This is a genomic window from Streptococcus sp. FSL W7-1342, assembly GCF_037966635.1.
GTDB lineage: Bacteria > Bacillota > Bacilli > Lactobacillales > Streptococcaceae > Streptococcus > Streptococcus salivarius_D.
This window is the reverse complement of record NZ_CP150200.1, coordinates 1,117,676-1,134,042: the sequence shown is the minus strand read 5'-3', so window position 1 is coordinate 1,134,042 and position 16,367 is coordinate 1,117,676. Positions and strand designations below refer to the sequence as shown.

The 16,367-nt window shown below is 38.3% G+C and carries 14 protein-coding genes; 5 read left to right on the top strand and 9 right to left on the bottom strand.

Features of this window, described 5'->3' with window-relative positions:
* Positions 1-19: 19 nt before the first annotated feature.
* From NSQ79_RS05025 to NSQ79_RS04990, 8 genes are all read right to left on the bottom strand, one after another.
* Positions 20-175: a hypothetical protein gene (locus tag NSQ79_RS05025; protein ID WP_002390709.1), complete on the bottom strand. Its 156-nt coding sequence runs from the start codon at positions 173-175 to the stop codon at positions 20-22.
* Positions 176-177: 2 nt separating this feature from the next.
* Positions 178-1,572, bottom strand: a complete 1,395-nt coding sequence (locus NSQ79_RS05020) for an FtsK/SpoIIIE domain-containing protein (protein WP_002368310.1) — start codon at positions 1,570-1,572, stop codon at positions 178-180.
* A 39-nt stretch (positions 1,573-1,611) separates the two neighbouring features.
* Positions 1,612-1,998: a YdcP family protein gene (locus NSQ79_RS05015; protein ID WP_000985040.1), complete on the bottom strand. Its 387-nt coding sequence runs from the start codon at positions 1,996-1,998 to the stop codon at positions 1,612-1,614.
* A gap of 15 nt (positions 1,999-2,013) precedes the next feature.
* The gene (locus NSQ79_RS05010) at positions 2,014-2,328 is read right to left on the bottom strand and encodes a YdcP family protein (RefSeq protein ID WP_000420681.1); all 315 of its coding nucleotides are present in this window, start codon (positions 2,326-2,328) and stop codon (positions 2,014-2,016) included.
* Between the two features lie 344 nt (positions 2,329-2,672).
* Entirely contained in the window at positions 2,673-3,809 is a 1,137-nt protein-coding gene (gene ugpC, locus NSQ79_RS05005; protein WP_002884983.1) for a sn-glycerol-3-phosphate ABC transporter ATP-binding protein UgpC, read from the bottom strand.
* 15 nt (positions 3,810-3,824) lie between these two features.
* Complete coding sequence (locus tag NSQ79_RS05000) at positions 3,825-4,661, bottom strand: sugar ABC transporter permease (protein WP_004182537.1); 837 nt, start codon at positions 4,659-4,661, stop codon at positions 3,825-3,827.
* Positions 4,661-6,019, bottom strand: coding sequence for a sugar ABC transporter permease (locus NSQ79_RS04995; RefSeq protein ID WP_339313297.1), 1,359 nt, complete (start codon positions 6,017-6,019; stop codon positions 4,661-4,663). Before NSQ79_RS04995 ends, NSQ79_RS05000 begins: the two co-directional genes overlap by 1 nt.
* Before the next feature lie 89 nt (positions 6,020-6,108).
* Entirely contained in the window at positions 6,109-7,356 is a 1,248-nt protein-coding gene (locus NSQ79_RS04990) for an extracellular solute-binding protein (protein WP_164331987.1), read from the bottom strand.
* Positions 7,357-7,536: 180 nt separating this feature from the next.
* On the opposite strand from NSQ79_RS04990, the gene NSQ79_RS04985 reads away from it, so the two are divergent.
* The 3 genes from NSQ79_RS04985 (at position 7,537) to glgP (ending at position 12,556) form a co-directional block, all read left to right on the top strand.
* Positions 7,537-8,541, top strand: coding sequence for a LacI family DNA-binding transcriptional regulator (locus tag NSQ79_RS04985; protein ID WP_164331988.1), 1,005 nt, complete (start codon positions 7,537-7,539; stop codon positions 8,539-8,541).
* A gap of 252 nt (positions 8,542-8,793) precedes the next feature.
* On the top strand, positions 8,794-10,293 hold the full coding sequence (gene malQ / locus NSQ79_RS04980; protein ID WP_164331989.1) for a 4-alpha-glucanotransferase: 1,500 nt from the start codon (positions 8,794-8,796) through the stop codon (positions 10,291-10,293).
* 1 nt (position 10,294) lies between these two features.
* Positions 10,295-12,556 carry a glycogen/starch/alpha-glucan family phosphorylase gene (glgP, locus tag NSQ79_RS04975; RefSeq protein ID WP_339313294.1) on the top strand — a complete coding sequence of 754 codons (2,262 nt, stop codon included), beginning with the start codon at positions 10,295-10,297 and terminating at the stop codon, positions 12,554-12,556.
* A 109-nt stretch (positions 12,557-12,665) separates the two neighbouring features.
* Here the strand turns inward: glgP and NSQ79_RS04970 are convergent, their stop codons facing one another.
* Positions 12,666-13,793: a hypothetical protein gene (locus NSQ79_RS04970; protein ID WP_013990606.1), complete on the bottom strand. Its 1,128-nt coding sequence runs from the start codon at positions 13,791-13,793 to the stop codon at positions 12,666-12,668.
* A gap of 123 nt (positions 13,794-13,916) precedes the next feature.
* Here NSQ79_RS04970 and NSQ79_RS04965 point away from each other — a divergent pair, with 123 nt between their 5' ends.
* Together NSQ79_RS04965 and xerS are read left to right on the top strand one after the other, a co-directional pair.
* Complete coding sequence (locus NSQ79_RS04965) at positions 13,917-14,906, top strand: lipoate--protein ligase (protein ID WP_002885026.1); 990 nt, start codon at positions 13,917-13,919, stop codon at positions 14,904-14,906.
* A gap of 255 nt (positions 14,907-15,161) precedes the next feature.
* Positions 15,162-16,232 (top strand): tyrosine recombinase XerS, encoded by a 1,071-nt coding sequence (gene xerS, locus NSQ79_RS04960; RefSeq protein WP_164331990.1) that lies wholly within the window; start codon positions 15,162-15,164, stop codon positions 16,230-16,232.
* The last annotated feature ends 135 nt before the right edge of the window (positions 16,233-16,367 follow it).

Here is a 16,367-nt window from a genome sequence, read left to right as displayed (position 1 = left end):
ATTAAAAAAGGTATGTCAACTATTGAAGCTCATTTGACATACCACGAAATTTTCTAAACTCCTTGTAACCAAAGAATTTTCTGCTATTTTTTTGACTGTTTCCTGTCGATTTGTACCCCCCTGTTAGATACGGGGGGTTAGGTGCTGGCGTGGCTATCGCCACACCAGCCAGCAAGATCAGTCCACACCTGCGACTTTCGCTTCGCACGTCGCCTGCGTGGACTGTCTGCTGTTGGTTAGTTTTTTTATTTCCTCCAAAAAGTCATGACCTTTTGGTACTAAGGGAGTGTAAAATTCTGATATGACACTTGTTCCCACATCAACATAGCCACGACCTTTGATTTGTTTTAAGAAGAAATCTTTTTGTACATCACTGCCAAACATCATGCCATAGCCCATTTCAGACATTCTTCCAAGTGCCACTCTGAAATTAAACTGGTCACGGATTCCGTCGCCTAAATATTTTGCGTCTGGACGTTGACAAGCCAGTATTAAAAAGAAGCCAGCTTGACGACCTAACATGACAATCTGTTTGAGCTTGTTTAAGACTGCGGTATTTTCTTTATTTCCCAGCATTTCCATGAAAGCCACGTATTCATCAAAGATAAGAAAGTTTGCAGGAAGTCCTAAGTAGGCATAGTTCTCGCCAGTCTTATAGTTTTCCATCTCTTTCATAGCTTCACTTCGTGCCATCATTTCATCATAGAAACGGTCAATGCAGGAGAGCATATCTTCTTTTCTGTAGTAGACATTCCCCATCACAGAGCCTAAGTCGGCAAGGTCGGCGTTCTTTGGGTCAAGAATATAGAGCTTAGAATCTGTATAAAGCAAGGCTTCAATCAGTGTCAGTATAAAGTAAGTTTTACCGCCACCTGTACCACCAGCTATGAGCATGTGAGGGAGCTTGTCATATTCCCACCATACGTTTTCCATCAAGCGTAGTTTGCCATCTTTGGCTTGGACTTCATCAATAGAAATACGACTGGCGATGGTGTCATAGAGCAGGGTATATTCCACATAAGAATCTTTTAACTCTTTATCCGTCAGCTCACAGTACAATCCGCTTTCTAATTTCTTTTCCAAGTGTAGGAGCTGGTCTTGATATTTTCCTAGCGTGATTTCCACTCGCATCTGTATTAAACCATCTTTAAGGCGATAAAATATTTTGGGAAAGTAGGTTATCTTTTCCTTAGTACGACTGGACGAATCTTTGAAGAAGCCATCTGTTTTGACCTGTTCCGATTCATACCACTTGTTTTCAAGTACCATCTTAGCCAGCTTTTGACGGTGGTACAGTTGTTTTACTGTATCATATCTATATCTTTTGAATAGAAATGCCACCAGCAAGCAGACAAGAATTGCGACACTAACACTAATAACTAAATAGGGAATGTGAATCTTGTCTACTTGTGATAGGTTAAAGTCCTGCCAGTTAATCTGCTGGATTGTCTTCACATGAAACAGTCCGATAACCAGCAGGAAAATTGGCAGTAAGGACGCTACTGTAAAATGAAAGACTAAATCCTTGTCACTTGGGCGAATCCTTTTACCACGAATGCCAAACTGTTTCATGCGGGATTTCCTCCTTTCTCTCTAGTGGAAGTAGCATGACTATTTATCCGTGGCTGGCTCTTTTTTAGGTTGTGGCTGATTTTTAAAGGTACTGGAATCTTTCGTCAATACAATATCGTCTGCCTTGATATACCAGTCAACATCTGCCCCTCGGAAGGTAGCGGTAGCGACGGTATCTGCAACTGGATTGATGATTTCCACTTTTGCGTTATAGTCAAACTCTTTCAAAGGAACACTGGCAGGAATACTCACTTGAATCATACGTCCTTGCCCTTTGGATTTTAAATCATAGGTACGTTCTTTGATTTCATCTGAAACCGTACCGTCGTCATTTTGGATTCGTACTTCACGACGGAGTGCTGAAAACTTTAATTCTCCAAATGTAGCGTCTTTATCTAATACAATGCCATTAGGTAATCTCATCATTTTTCCTCTCTTTCTTTATTCTTTTATCATGTCGTCCGCATGTAAAAGGTAATTTGTGAATCCACGAGTACCAATTTTATAGCCCTCTGCGGTAATACGTGGATTGACTAACATTACACGTTCCTCAAAGCCGAAATGTTTTTCTCCAGCTTCAGCAGGAAGCACCACCACAATATCATCTGCTCTTTGAACGTCAGAATAGAGGTTGTAGCTTCGAGATAAGACAGTTAATTGTCCGTTGATTCTTCGCTGTTCTACTTTATCCTCGCCAGCAAATTCTAAATTGCCAAATGTTTTTTCCATGTTGGGAATCACAAATTTAAGTTCCATATTTTTACCTATCCTTTCTTTTTATTGTTTGATAAATCTTGTTTGTTTGATGGTCTTAAAGGGAGGGGAGCGACCTTTTGATTCTTGATTTTCTGTTTTCATAAGTTCACTTCCTTTCAAATATTGGGTAAAAAAATAGACACCTCATTTTTTGAAGTGTCTACCTATTAAATATTCAATTTTATTGGAAGTATCTTTGTATCTTCACTTTTCAAGGATAAATCGTCGTATCAAAGCTCATTCATAAGTAGTAAATTAGTAGTAAATTGAGTGGTTTTGACCTTGATAAAGTGTGATAAGTCCAGTGTTTATGCGGATAATTAGATTTTTATACTGTTTTTATCTTACAAACTGATACGTTTTTCTGTTTCAGCGTCGAAGAAGTGACCTTTAGCAACGTTGAAAGTAAGGTTAACTTTTTCACCTGGATTATGGAAGTCACGCGCATCGACACGGGCAGCAAACTCAGTTTCTCCAAGTTTTAGGTAAAGCATTGTTTCTGCACCAAGAAGCTCTGAAACGACGACTTCAGCATCTACATTGGCATCTGGATAAACTTCTTGAACAATTGGACGGCTTGAAACATCTTCTGGACGGATACCAAAGATAACTTCCTTGCCTTGATAACCTGTTTCTTTCAAGATTTTAGCTTGACCCTCAGAGATTGCAATATCCAAACCTTCAGAGTTAGTGATACGGTTACCATCAACCTTAACATTGAAGAAGTTCATAGCAGGACTTCCGATGAATCCAGCAACAAATTTATTGGCTGGCTCATTATAAAGTTCTTGAGGGGTACCAATTTGTTCGATACGACCGATAGTACCAGAGCCATCAGGGTTTTTAGTAGAACTCATGATAACGATACGGTCAGCAAGAGTCATGGCTTCTGTTTGGTCGTGAGTAACGTAGATGGTTGTTGCACCAATATTACGAGTAATTTTAGCAATTTCAGCACGCATGGTCACACGAAGCTTAGCATCCAAGTTTGAGAGAGGTTCATCCATGAGGAAGACTTTAGCATCACGAACGATGGCACGTCCCATAGCTACACGTTGACGTTGACCACCAGAGAGGTCTGCAGGCTTACGATCTAAGAACTCAGTCAAACCAAGGCTAGCAGCAGCTTCACGCACACGTTTGTCGATATCGTCTTTTTTATATTTACGAAGTTTAAGACCAAAGGCCATATTTTCATAAACAGTCATGTGAGGGTAAAGTGCGTAGTTTTGGAATACCATGGCAATGTCACGGTCTTTTGGTGATTTGTCATTAACCACCTCTCCATCGATATAGAGTTTACCTTCTGTGATTTCTTCGAGACCAGCAACCATACGGAGAGTTGTTGATTTACCACATCCTGAAGGACCTACGAAAACGATGAATTCCTTGTCTTTGATATCGATACTGAAATCTTCGACAGAGTAGTGAGTTGCATTTGGGTATTTTTTGTAAATTTTATCCAGTTTAAGAGTTGTCATATCATTTATCCTTTATTATTTAACTGATCCGCCGGTTACACCTTCAACATAGTATTTCTGCATGAAGATAAAGAGAAGGGTGATTGGGATGGCGATGATAATAGCACCTGCGGTAAATGGAAGGAACCATTCATTGATAGCGTCTTGGTTAAGCATTTGATAGAGTCCAAGGGCAACCGTATATTTATCTTTAACGTCACCGAGGATAACAGATGCAAAGATGAAGTCTACCCAAGGTCCCATGAAGGCCATGAGGGCAGTGTAGACGATGATTGGTTTAGAAAGTGGCAAGGTAATCTTAGTGAAGATTTGAAGACGAGTTGCGCCATCAATCATTGCTGATTCATCCAATGAGTAAGGAATGGTATCAAAGAAACCTTTCGCAATGTAGAAACCAAGAGCTGCCCCAGCAGAATATACCAAGACCAAAGATGTCAAGGTTTGTGTCAAATTGAGGGCCTTCAAAATGTAGTAGACCGCAATCATTGACATGAATCCAGGGAACATGTTAAGTACAAGTGCCAATTTCAAGAAGCCATTTCTGTGTTTGAATTTAATACGGCTAAGTGAGTAGGCCATACCTACGGTAATCAACGTTGAGAGGATACATGTACATGTGGCAACGATGAAAGTATTGATGAACCATTTTCCAAATGGGTAAGCATCGCTAGTAAACAGTTTAATGTAGTTATTAAAAGTGTAAGTCTTAGGGAAGAAGTAAGGCACCGCATTAGCTCCTTCACCACGGAAACTTGTAAGGAAGATCCAAATAATAGGAATCAACCAGATAACAGCTAGAACTGTCAATAGAATATAAGTACCAGTTAGGTAAAGATTTTTCTTACGTTTCATTATTTAGCAGCCCCTTCCTTGAATGAAGATGATCTTGTGTAGGCCAAGAGACTGAAGGTTGCAGAGATGACGAAAATCAAGATACCGATAACAGATACCAAGTTGTAGTCTTTAGCGCTAACAGTCAGTTTGTAGAGCCAAGTTACCAAGAGGTCAGTTGAACCTGCTTGATAGTATTCAGAGTTAGTAGGTCCACCACCAGTAAGGAAGTAGATAACGTTGAAGTTATTGATATTACCGATGAATTGTTGAATCAATGATGGTGCCATGATTAAGAGAATTTGTGGGAAAGTGATGCTCTTGAAGATTTGGAATTTACTTGCTCCATCAATTTCAGCAGCTTCAATCTGCTCAGTTGGCAAGTTCATGATGATACCAGTTGCGACCAACATTGTGAACGGAATACCAATCCACATATTAACAAAGATAATAGAGAACTTAGCCCAGAGAGGGTCAGTCAAGAATGGAATTGGTCCATTAGTGAGATGCAAGGTTTGAAGCAAACCGTTCAAAGGACCATGGTCATTAAGGAAATTACGCATCAAAAGAAGGGATACGAACTGAGGAACGGCGATAGTGATAACAAAGAGTGTACGCCATACTTTCTTGAATTTAAGTCCTTTAGTGTTGAGCAAGAGAGCAAGGACAATACCGAAGAAGAAAGTTGTTGCTGTTGCAGCAACTGCCCAAATCAAGGTCCATGTCAAAAGTGGGAAGAAAGTACCAGCCATACGACCTTGTAAAACCTCACCAAAACTTGAGAAACCAACCCAGTCAAAGAGTGATTTAGGTGCTGGGTGATTGTGGTCAAAGTTAGTAAAGGCCAAACAGATCATGTAAATCAAAGGCAAGATTGTGAATAGTAAAACTCCAATCAATGGTACAGTCATAAGCCCCATGTGGAAACGACCATCAGCCAAGGTCTTGAAGTCTTCGACAAAGTTAGGAACTTTACGTCCAGACTGTTTGAGAGCCATGAGATGACGAGCACTCTTAAGGTTACACCAGTAAATATAAGCAAAAACTGCACAGAAGATTAATGATGCAAGACCAAAAATCAACATAAGCATTGAATTATCTCCAGCGACCTGAACAGTAAGCTTAACCCCATTAACTTCTTTAATAGCCTCACCTTGTTCTTGAGTCCCCAGGGTAATCATCCCTTTAAGTGCAGGGATGATTTGGATAACGAAGGCTACTAAGAAGGCAATCTCAGAAAGGAGGAAGAGCAAGCCCTTGGTGAACTGTTTGTTGACCAAGTTTGCCAATCCCATTACCAGAAAGGATAATTTGACATCCCATGTACCTTCTTTGAAGACCTGGCGCATAGGAGTTGTGTCGTAGATTGTTTGTGACATAGATATCTCCTCAGATAAATGTTTAATTAGTGATAGATAAAGAGGCTAGGAACCTGACCTGCCTCTTTACCTTCTCATAGTTAGGATTCTTATTTAGCTGCTGCCAAATCTTTATCAAATTGTTGTAATTTAGTAAGGAATTGATCTTCCTTGATTTTACCGTTATATGCATCACTCATAAGAGCAGCACTTTCAGTCCAGAAGACTGACATTTGACTAAGTTTAGGCATAACAGTTGTGTACTGATCAGATGAACCCATAGTAATTACAGCTTGTGCAAGTGCATCCTTTTGAACAGCTTCAGAAGCTTGAACTTCTTTGTTAGCTGGGATGATGTGACGTTCTTCATTAGTGAATTGGTTATTTTGACTGTCTTTGCTTGTCAAAGCTTGTGCCAATTGGTAAGAAGCAGCGATACGTTCTGCGTTACCTTTAGATGGTGTTTGGTTAACTGCGTAAAGTTTAACACCCATGAAGGCTTTTTGTTGAACGTCTTGACCACCGATATTAACTGTTGGGTAAACAGCAACACCAAGATTGTCTTTACCAACAGCTTTAGCAGCTGCAGCGTAGTCCCATGGTCCTGATTGGAAAGCATCAACAGAACCATCTTCAAATTTAGCCATCATGTTAGCTGAATCGACATTGACAAATCCTTTATTGTCTTTTTGAGCTGCGATGAACTTAAGAACATTCACACCAGCCTCGTTACCCCAGTTAGTACCTTTCACATCTTCACCGTTAGGACCAAAGAGTGTGTCACCAACTGAAAGGAAGAGAGGAGCAGTTACATAAGCATTAACTTCTTTCAAGTTGCTACCAAATTTAGCTTTAGAAGTGATTGTTTCATATGATTTCACATCTTCTTCATTAAGTTTAGATTTGTTGTAGTATGTAACTTGAGTTTCGATACCGTATGGGAAGGCGTAAGTTTTACCTTTGTATTGAGCACCTACAGCAGCTTGTTCAGTATCTTGCTCAGCAATTTCTTTTGAGTATTGCTCTGGGATTTCTTGGATAGCGCCAGCGTCTACCAATTTACCGAGTTGGTCATGTGGAAGTGAGAAGACATCTGCAGCAGTAGAAGCATCCTTAGTCAAGTTTTCTTGAGCATTTGGATCTTCCATTTCAACCATATCAACTTTGTAACCAGATTTCTTTTCAAACTGTGCTACTGTATCTGAGTAAGATTTCTTAGCACCAGTTGGTACCCAAAGTTTCAAAGTCTTGCTATCTGAGCTTGAGCTCTTGCTTGAGTTTGACCCACAAGCTACCAAGAGCGATCCAGCCACAAGTAATCCAGCACTACCAAGTAATACCTTTTGCCATTTTTTCATTTCTATTTCCTCCAGAAATTTAGTTTACGATAAACGTTATGCAACCGTTTCCACAATCTGTCAAGTATTTTATAAAAATTTTTTAACTTTTTGCAAACGATTGCAAAAATAACCTATTTGGTTTATAATTGTTCTTATAATTTTCGACTATAAAAATATTTATGAGATGAGAGGGATGTAATGGCTACAATTAAAGATGTCGCTAAGAAGGCTGGTGTCAGCCCATCAACGGTAAGTAGGACATTAAAGGATAACCCTGCGATATCAGAAGAAACCAAACTAAAAGTAAGAGCAGCTATGGAAGAATTAGGTTATGTACCCAACTCAGCAGCACAAATGTTGGCAACGGGCTTAACTCATAGCTTAGGGGTCGTGCTTCCTCCTTTAACTGACCGAGAAAATATTAGCCAGCCCTTCTATATGGAGATTCTAACAGCAATCAATGAAGAAGCTAGTTGTCATTCTCAGGTCGTTAGTATTGCTACGGGTGCAACGCTAGAGGAATTAGTTAAACAAGTTGAGCTCATGCATCGTCAAAAACGGGCAGATGGCTTTATAATCCTCTATTCAGAAAAGAAAGATCCTGTTAAAGATTACCTATTAAAAGCAAAAGTACCTTTTGTAGTGGTTGGAGCAGCAGTGGATAATGAAAATAAAGTAACCTATATTGATAATGATAATAAGGAATTAGGACGTGAAGCTGTAAATTACCTCCAGGCAAAAGGGCACCGAAAGATTGGTTTTGTCACTGATGATCTGTTTGGACAAGTGGGGCAGGAACGTTATCAAGGGTATAAGGAAGCAAGTGACGAACAAAATTTGGATGTCCTACCTGAACTTGTCTTTTCAGCACGAACAATCGAGGATTTAAAGAAAGAATTGGAAAGATTTTCTCCGACAGCTTTGATTGTTAAGGATGACCTTATCGCCCTTCGTCTTATTCAATGGCTGAACAATCAAGGATTTAGAGTTCCTGAAGATTATGCCATTATTTCTTTCAATAATTCGACTTTTGCAGAAATCATGCATCCTTTCTTGACCACATTTGACATTAATATTCAGGCACTAGCTAGAGAAAGTGTTCAAAGCCTTCTAGGACTTCTAAAAGCAGCCAAGATTAAGTCACAAAAAGTCATTATTCCATTTGAACTTATAGAAAGAGAAAGTGTCCTAACTTATCCGTAATAGGTTAAGGAGTGTTCAAGTAGTTGGTTAGTAAAACGACCGACTACTTTTTTCTTTTGATAAGAATCCTATTTTTCCGAAATTCATTAGAAGTAATTATTAAAAAATCCTCTCTCATACTGTAAGCGCTTGTTTTACGAACAATCATTCAAGAATAAATAAAAAAATTTTATTTTTTTGCTAAAAATTCTTGACTTATGCAAACGTTTGCATTATAATCATAAGTGTAAAAAATAATTTGAGGTAAACTTTATGAACAAACGAGCAAGCGGTGTATTGATGCACATCACATCACTTCCAGGTGACTACGGGATCGGATCTTTCGGTCAAGCAGCCTATGACTTTGTTGATTTCTTGAAAGAAACAAAACAAACATACTGGCAGATCTTGCCACTTACTACAACAAGTTATGGGGACTCACCTTATCAATCATTCTCTGCGGTAGCGGGGAACACACACTTCATCGATTTGGATTTCCTTATTCGTGACAAGTTTCTAACTAAAGCTGATGTTAAAGACGCTGACTTTGGATCAGATCCAGAGTTTATCGACTATGCTAAAGTTTATGAAGCACGTCGCCCACTTCTTGAAAAAGCAGTCAAAGCAATCTTGGCTGACAAAAAAGAAGCTAAGAAGTTTGAAGCTTTCAAATCTGAAAATGCTAACTGGTTAGCAGATTATGCTGATTTCATGGCTATCAAAGAACACTTTGATAACAAAGCACTTCAAGATTGGGATGACAAAAAAGCAGTTAAACGCGATGAGGCAACTCTTAAAAAACTTCGCAAAGAACTTGCTGATGTCATCACTTACCACCAAGTAGTGCAATACCTCTTCTTTAGCCAATGGGCAGAACTTAAAGCCTATGCTAACAAAAATGGTATTCAAATCATTGGTGACATGCCAATCTACATCTCAGCTGATAGTGTTGAAGTTTGGACACAACCACACCTCTTCAAACTAGATGCCGAATGTAAACCACGTTACATTGCCGGAGTTCCACCAGATAACTTCTCAGCTACTGGTCAACTTTGGGGTAACCCAATCTACGCTTGGGATAAACACAAAGCTGAAAATTATGCTTGGTGGGTATTCCGTATTCAAGAATCATTCAAACTTTATGATTACTTGCGTATCGACCACTTCAAAGGTTTCTCTGACTTCTGGGAAATTCCTGGTGGAGATGAAACTGCTGAAAATGGTGAATGGGTTCCTGGACCTGGATATGACCTCTTCAAAGTGGTCAAAGAAGAATTGGGTGATCTTAAAATTATTGCCGAAGACCTTGGTAACATTGATGATAAGACACGTAAACTTCTTGCAGACTGTGGTTACCCTGGAATGAAGATTGTTCAATTTGGTTTCTACGATACTACTGGAAACAGCATTGATATTCCACATGTATACACACAACATTCAGTTGCTTACACAGGTACACATGATAACGAAGTAATCAACGGTTGGTACGACAACTTGACGCAAGAGCAACGTGATTACACTGATGCTTACATTAACCGTCGTCAAGGTGAACCAATTACACGTGCTCTCCTTCGCACACTCTTTGCTACAGTAAGCAACACAGCTATTGCGACTATGCAGGATATCCTTGATAAACCTGAAAATAGCCGTACAAACTTCCCTAACACAGTTGGTGAAAACTGGAAATGGCGTATGCTTCCAGGTGAAATCACTGTAGACAAGAAAGAATTTTTGACAGACATTACAGAAAGATATAATCGAGGTAATAACTAAAATGGCTACATTTACACAATATGTTGAAGCAAAAAACAAAAATCTTAAGGACCTTTCAAACGAAGAAATCTACTACCTTTTGTTGGAATTCGTAAAAGAAGCGGCTGCTCCAAAACCTAAAAACGATAGCAAACGTAAAGTTTACTACATCTCAGCTGAGTTCTTGATTGGTAAACTTTTGTCTAACAACTTGATCAACTTGGGCATCTACAAAGATGTTAAAGCTGAATTGGCTGCTGCTGGTAAATCAATCAGCGAAGTTGAAGACGTTGAACCAGAACCATCTCTTGGTAATGGTGGTTTGGGTCGTTTGGCTTCATGTTTCATCGACTCTATGGCAACACTTGGCATCAACGGTGAAGGTGTTGGTCTTAACTACCACTGTGGTCTTTTCAAACAAGTCTTCAAAGATAACAAACAAGATGCAGAACCAAACTACTGGATTGAAGATCAATCATGGTTGGTACCAACTGATATCTCTTATGATGTTCCATTCAAAAACTTCACATTGAAATCACGTTTGGATCGTTTGGATATCTTGGGTTATAAGAAAGAAACTAAGAACTACCTTAACCTCTTCGATATCAACGGTTTGGATTACGATTTGATTGAAAAAGGAATCACTTTTGATCAAGACGAAATCCAAAAGAACTTGACACTTTTCCTTTATCCAGATGATTCAACTCGTAAAGGTGAACTCTTGCGTATCTACCAACAATACTTCATGGTATCAAACGCTGCTCAACTTTTGATTGACGAAGCTATCGAACGTGGTTCTAACCTTCACGACCTTCCAGATTACGCTTACGTACAAATCAACGATACTCACCCATCAATGGTAATTCCAGAATTGATTCGTCTTTTGACAGAAAAACATGGATTTGAATTTGATGAAGCAGTAGCAATCGTAAGCAAAATGGTTGGTTACACAAACCACACTATCTTGGCTGAAGCCCTTGAAAAATGGCCTCTTGACTACCTTGAAGAAGTTGTTCCACACCTTGTTGTTATCATCAAGAAATTGGATGCTATCATTCGTGAAAAATACGAAGATCCACGTGTTCAAATCATTGACGAACACAACCGTGTTCACATGGCACACATGGATATCCACTTCTCTACAAGCGTTAACGGTGTAGCAGCACTTCACACAGAAATCCTTAAATCTTCTGAGTTGAAACCATTCTACGACCTTTACCCAGAACGCCTCAACAACAAAACAAACGGTATTACATTCCGTCGTTGGTTGGAATTCTCAAACCAAGAACTTGCTGACTACATTAAAGAATTGATTGGTGATGGTTACCTTACTGACGCAACTCAATTGGAAAAATTGGCTGCCTTTGCAGATGATCCAGCAGTTCACAAACGTTTGGCTGAAATCAAATATGATAACAAGTTGTCACTTAAACGTTATCTTAAAGCCAACAAAGGTATCGATCTTGATGAAAACTCAATTATTGATACTCAAATCAAACGTTTCCACGAATACAAACGTCAACAAATGAACGCTTTGTATGTCATCCACAAATACTTGGAAATCAAAAAAGGAAACCTTCCAAAACGTAAAATCACTATCATCTTTGGTGGTAAAGCAGCTCCTGCCTACGTTATTGCTCAAGATATCATCCACTTGATCTTGTCACTTTCTGAGCTCATCAACAATGATCCAGAAGTAAGCAAATACCTCAACGTTCACTTGGTTGAAAACTACAACGTAACAGTTGCAGAACACCTTATCCCAGCAACAGATATCTCAGAACAAATCTCATTGGCTTCTAAAGAAGCTTCAGGTACAGGTAACATGAAATTCATGCTTAACGGTGCCCTTACACTTGGTACAATGGATGGTGCCAACGTTGAGATTGCTGAATTGGTAGGACCAGAAAACATCTTCACATTTGGTAAAGACTCTGATACAATCATTGACCTTTATGAAAAAGAAGGTTATGTATCACGTGATTACTACGAAAAAGATGCTAACATCAAAGCAGCTGTTGACTTTATCGTAAGCGAAGACCTCGTTAAAGTTGGAGATAAAGAACGCTTGGAACGTCTCCACAAAGAACTTATCTCTAAAGACTGGTTCATGACATTGATCGACTTGGCTGAATACATCGACAAGAAAGAAGAAGTATATGCAGCTTACGAAGATCAAGATGCATGGAACAAAAAAGTTGTTTACAACATTGCTGAAGCAGGATTCTTCTCATCTGACCGTACAATCGAACAGTATGACAAAGACATCTGGCACACAAAATAATATTCTAGTTGCATAAAAGAAGAACAAGATCAGAAATGGTCTTGTTCTTTTTGCATGAAAAAACACAGCCAATAGATAAATTAACTGTATTTACATAAATTAAATTCTGTTACTTTAGGTATTGGTGCAATATATCATTCATATAGGCTTCTTTATTTGATGAATCATAAGTTTTAGATGTTGAGTATTTTAGATAATGGATTTCATTTTTTGCAGTTCTTGATTCTTCTTGTAGGTAAGAATCTGTAATGGTAATCTTAAAATCCTCGCTCTTACCTGTTAAATCAAGGCTCAGTGGGAAATTTGTAAACTTATCTGAGTAAAAGGCCATTTTATAAAAGTTATACCCATCACCTCTAAAAGAATTTAAATGAGGAAATTGTATATTGTACATACCATCCCAATAATTTCCATACTCTCTAATATCGTAGTCATCGAAGAATTCCTGAATTCTTTCCTTGTTAGCAAAATCCTTATCAAAGGTAACAAAGGGAGCCTGCCAATCCCAGAGTGGGATGTCTCCTTCATTTCCGTAGATAATATAGCTTTGCATTTTTCCTGATTTAGGATTTTTCAACTGAAAGTGGTATTTACTAACACCATCTTTGACAGCACCAGTTTGGTAGAGGGTATCACCAGGAACTATCATAAATAGGAAGTCCCTTAGATATAACTCGAAGTCGGCATCCATTGTTTTATCATGTAATCCAGGGAAGCGCTCAATCATTTGTCTGTAATTCTCTGCATTCGAAAACCATTCTTCATCAAAACCCGGACCGACCTCAAAAACTTTACGGTCAAAATAGCGTTCATAACGGTCGAAAAAGTTTTCAGTAGAAGTCACCTGTCCAAATGGTAAAGTGATTTTGGTCTTATCAGTAAAAGTGATATGCAATAGAAGTCTGCGGGGATCAATTCCTTTATCGATATAATGGCCGACCTTATATGTAGACAGATTATCAGGGAAATCGTCTTTTCCGAAGTGGAAGACCTCTATCTCAATATCTTTGACAACTTTTCTTTGAGGTTTTATCTTCTCAACGCTGTAATTATAGGCCTTGTAATAGTAATTGTTTTTATCGTAGAGATAAGGCTTATAAGCTCTTTGGTAGGCATTATAGAGAAACATTCCAAGAGCAACAAAAAGAAGCAGAGCAAATGCTATTTTGACCTTTTTATTTATTTTACTGGTTAGCCTCGAGAAATAGAGACTTAATTTACTAGGATTTTGTAACATTCTAAAACTCCCCATATATTTTTTACTATTATATCATGAAAATCCTTATACCTAAGGCGTTTTCGTGTACTTTGTCACCGTTTTTCTTTATAATATAAGTATCACATTACAAGAGGAGACCTCATGAAATATATCGTAAACACATCAAATGATCCTGCCTATAATATTGCTTTGGAAGCCTATGCCTTTCGTGAATTGGTGAATGAAGATGAATTGTTCATTCTTTGGATTAACCGTCCAGCTATCATTGTTGGTAAACACCAAAATACCATTCAAGAGATTAACAAAGAATATACAGATGCTCATGGTATCAAGGTCGTTCGTCGTTTGTCTGGTGGTGGCGCTGTTTATCACGATTTGAATAACCTCAATTATACTATCATCTCTAACAAGGCAGATGAAGGTGCTTTTGACTTTAAGACTTTCTCTCAACCTGTAATCGCAACACTTGCTGATTTGGGAGTTAAGGCTGAGTTTACTGGCCGTAATGACCTTGAAATCGACGGTAAAAAGTTCTGTGGAAATGCTCAAGCTTACTATAAAGGTCGTATGATGCACCATGGTTGCTTGCTCTTTGACGTTGATATGTCAGTTCTTGGCCAAGCCCTCAAAGTCAGCAAAGACAAAATTGAATCAAAAGGTGTTAAATCTGTACGTGCTCGTGTTACAAACATCGTAGACGAACTGCCAGAAAAAATCACTGTAAATGAATTCTCAGATAAAATCTTGGAAAAAATGAAGGAATTTTATCCTGATATGACTGAATACGTCCTTTCTGAGGATGAATTAGCTAAAATTCAAGAGTCTTATGAGAAGCAATTCAATACTTGGGACTGGACATACGGTCAATCACCAGAATACACAGTAGAGCGTAACGTTCGTTACCCAGCTGGTAAGATCTCAACTTACGCCAATGTTGAGAATTCAATTATTAAATCTGTTAAGATTTACGGAGATTTCTTTGGTATCGGGGATGTATCTGATATTGAAGACTTGCTGGTCGGTGTACCTTACGAGTACGAAGATGTCTTGGCTAAACTTAAAACCATTGACACAACACATTATTTCTCCCGTATGACAACTGAGGAGGTTGCAAAAGCTATCGTAGCTTAATCATTGTTTGGACAATCTGGAAAACTTCAGGTTGTTTTTTCTTGGGAAAATTCTAAAAGTAAATAATACGTTATAAAGATTTTTTAAAGTTGGTTTATGATTGATTTAGTGTGGTTTTTATATATTCGGACATTAAACCTATAAAGCCTTTAAGTGAAAAACACCTTATAACATCTTTCCGAAAAACTGTAATTTTCTTGAAAGAAAGATAAGGGTATGATATACTTCTATTAAGTAACTTTGGAGAAAAAACAAATGAAACGTGAACTCTTACTCGAAAAAATTGAGGAATACAAATCTCTAATGCCCTGGTTTGTTCTGGAGTATTATCAATCTAAACTATCGGTACCGTATTCTTTTACAACTTTATACGAATACCTTAAGGAATATAAACGCTTTTTTGATTGGTTGTTTGACTCAGGTATTTCAGATGCTGATGATATTGCCTCAATTGACATCAAAACCTTGGAAAATCTAACTAAAAAAGATATGGAGTCATTTGTCCTTTATCTACGTGAACGTCCATCTTTGAATACCTATTCCAAGAAACAGGGTGTCTCTCAAACGACTATTAATCGTACACTTTCAGCCCTATCTAGTCTCTATAAGTATTTAACCGAGGAGGTCGAGGGTCCTGACGGTGAGCCTTATTTCTATCGTAACGTCATGAAAAAAGTTTCTACTAAGAAAAAGAAAGAAACTCTAGCTGCACGTGCTGAGAATATCAAACAAAAACTCTTTCTTGGCGATGAAACCATGGAATTCCTTGATTATGTAGAAAATGAATACGAAGTCAAGCTCTCAAATCGCGCCAAATCTTCGTTTTATAAGAATAAAGAACGTGATTTGGCTATCATTGCCTTGCTACTGGCTTCAGGTGTTCGACTCTCTGAAGCTGTTAATCTGGACCTTAAAGATATCAATCTAAAAATGATGGTCATCGACGTCACTCGAAAAGGTGGCAAACGGGACTCAGTTAATGTAGCAAGTTTTGCAAAGCCCTATCTTGAAACTTATCTCAGTATACGTGATAAACGCTATAAGGCTGAAAAGCAAGATGTTGCCCTCTTTTTAACGGAATATCGAGGGGTTCCAAACCGTATTGATGCTTCAAGTATCGAAAAGATGGTTGCCAAATATTCTCAGGATTTCAAAATTCGTGTGACTCCCCACAAGCTTCGACATACTCTGGCAACACGCCTTTATGATGCTACCAAGTCTCAAGTTTTAGTGAGTCATCAACTTGGCCATGCTTCCACTCAGGTTACTGATCTATATACGCATATTGTTAATGATGAACAAAAAAATGCTCTAGACAATTTATAATTGGCTATCCCAACCATTCCTATTTGGAGTGGTTGTTTTTATTTTACATAAATTTAATTATGCTAAGGACGTTTTGTTATTCCTTTAAATACATAACTATATTTATGTAAACTATCATACACAAAAAACAAACTC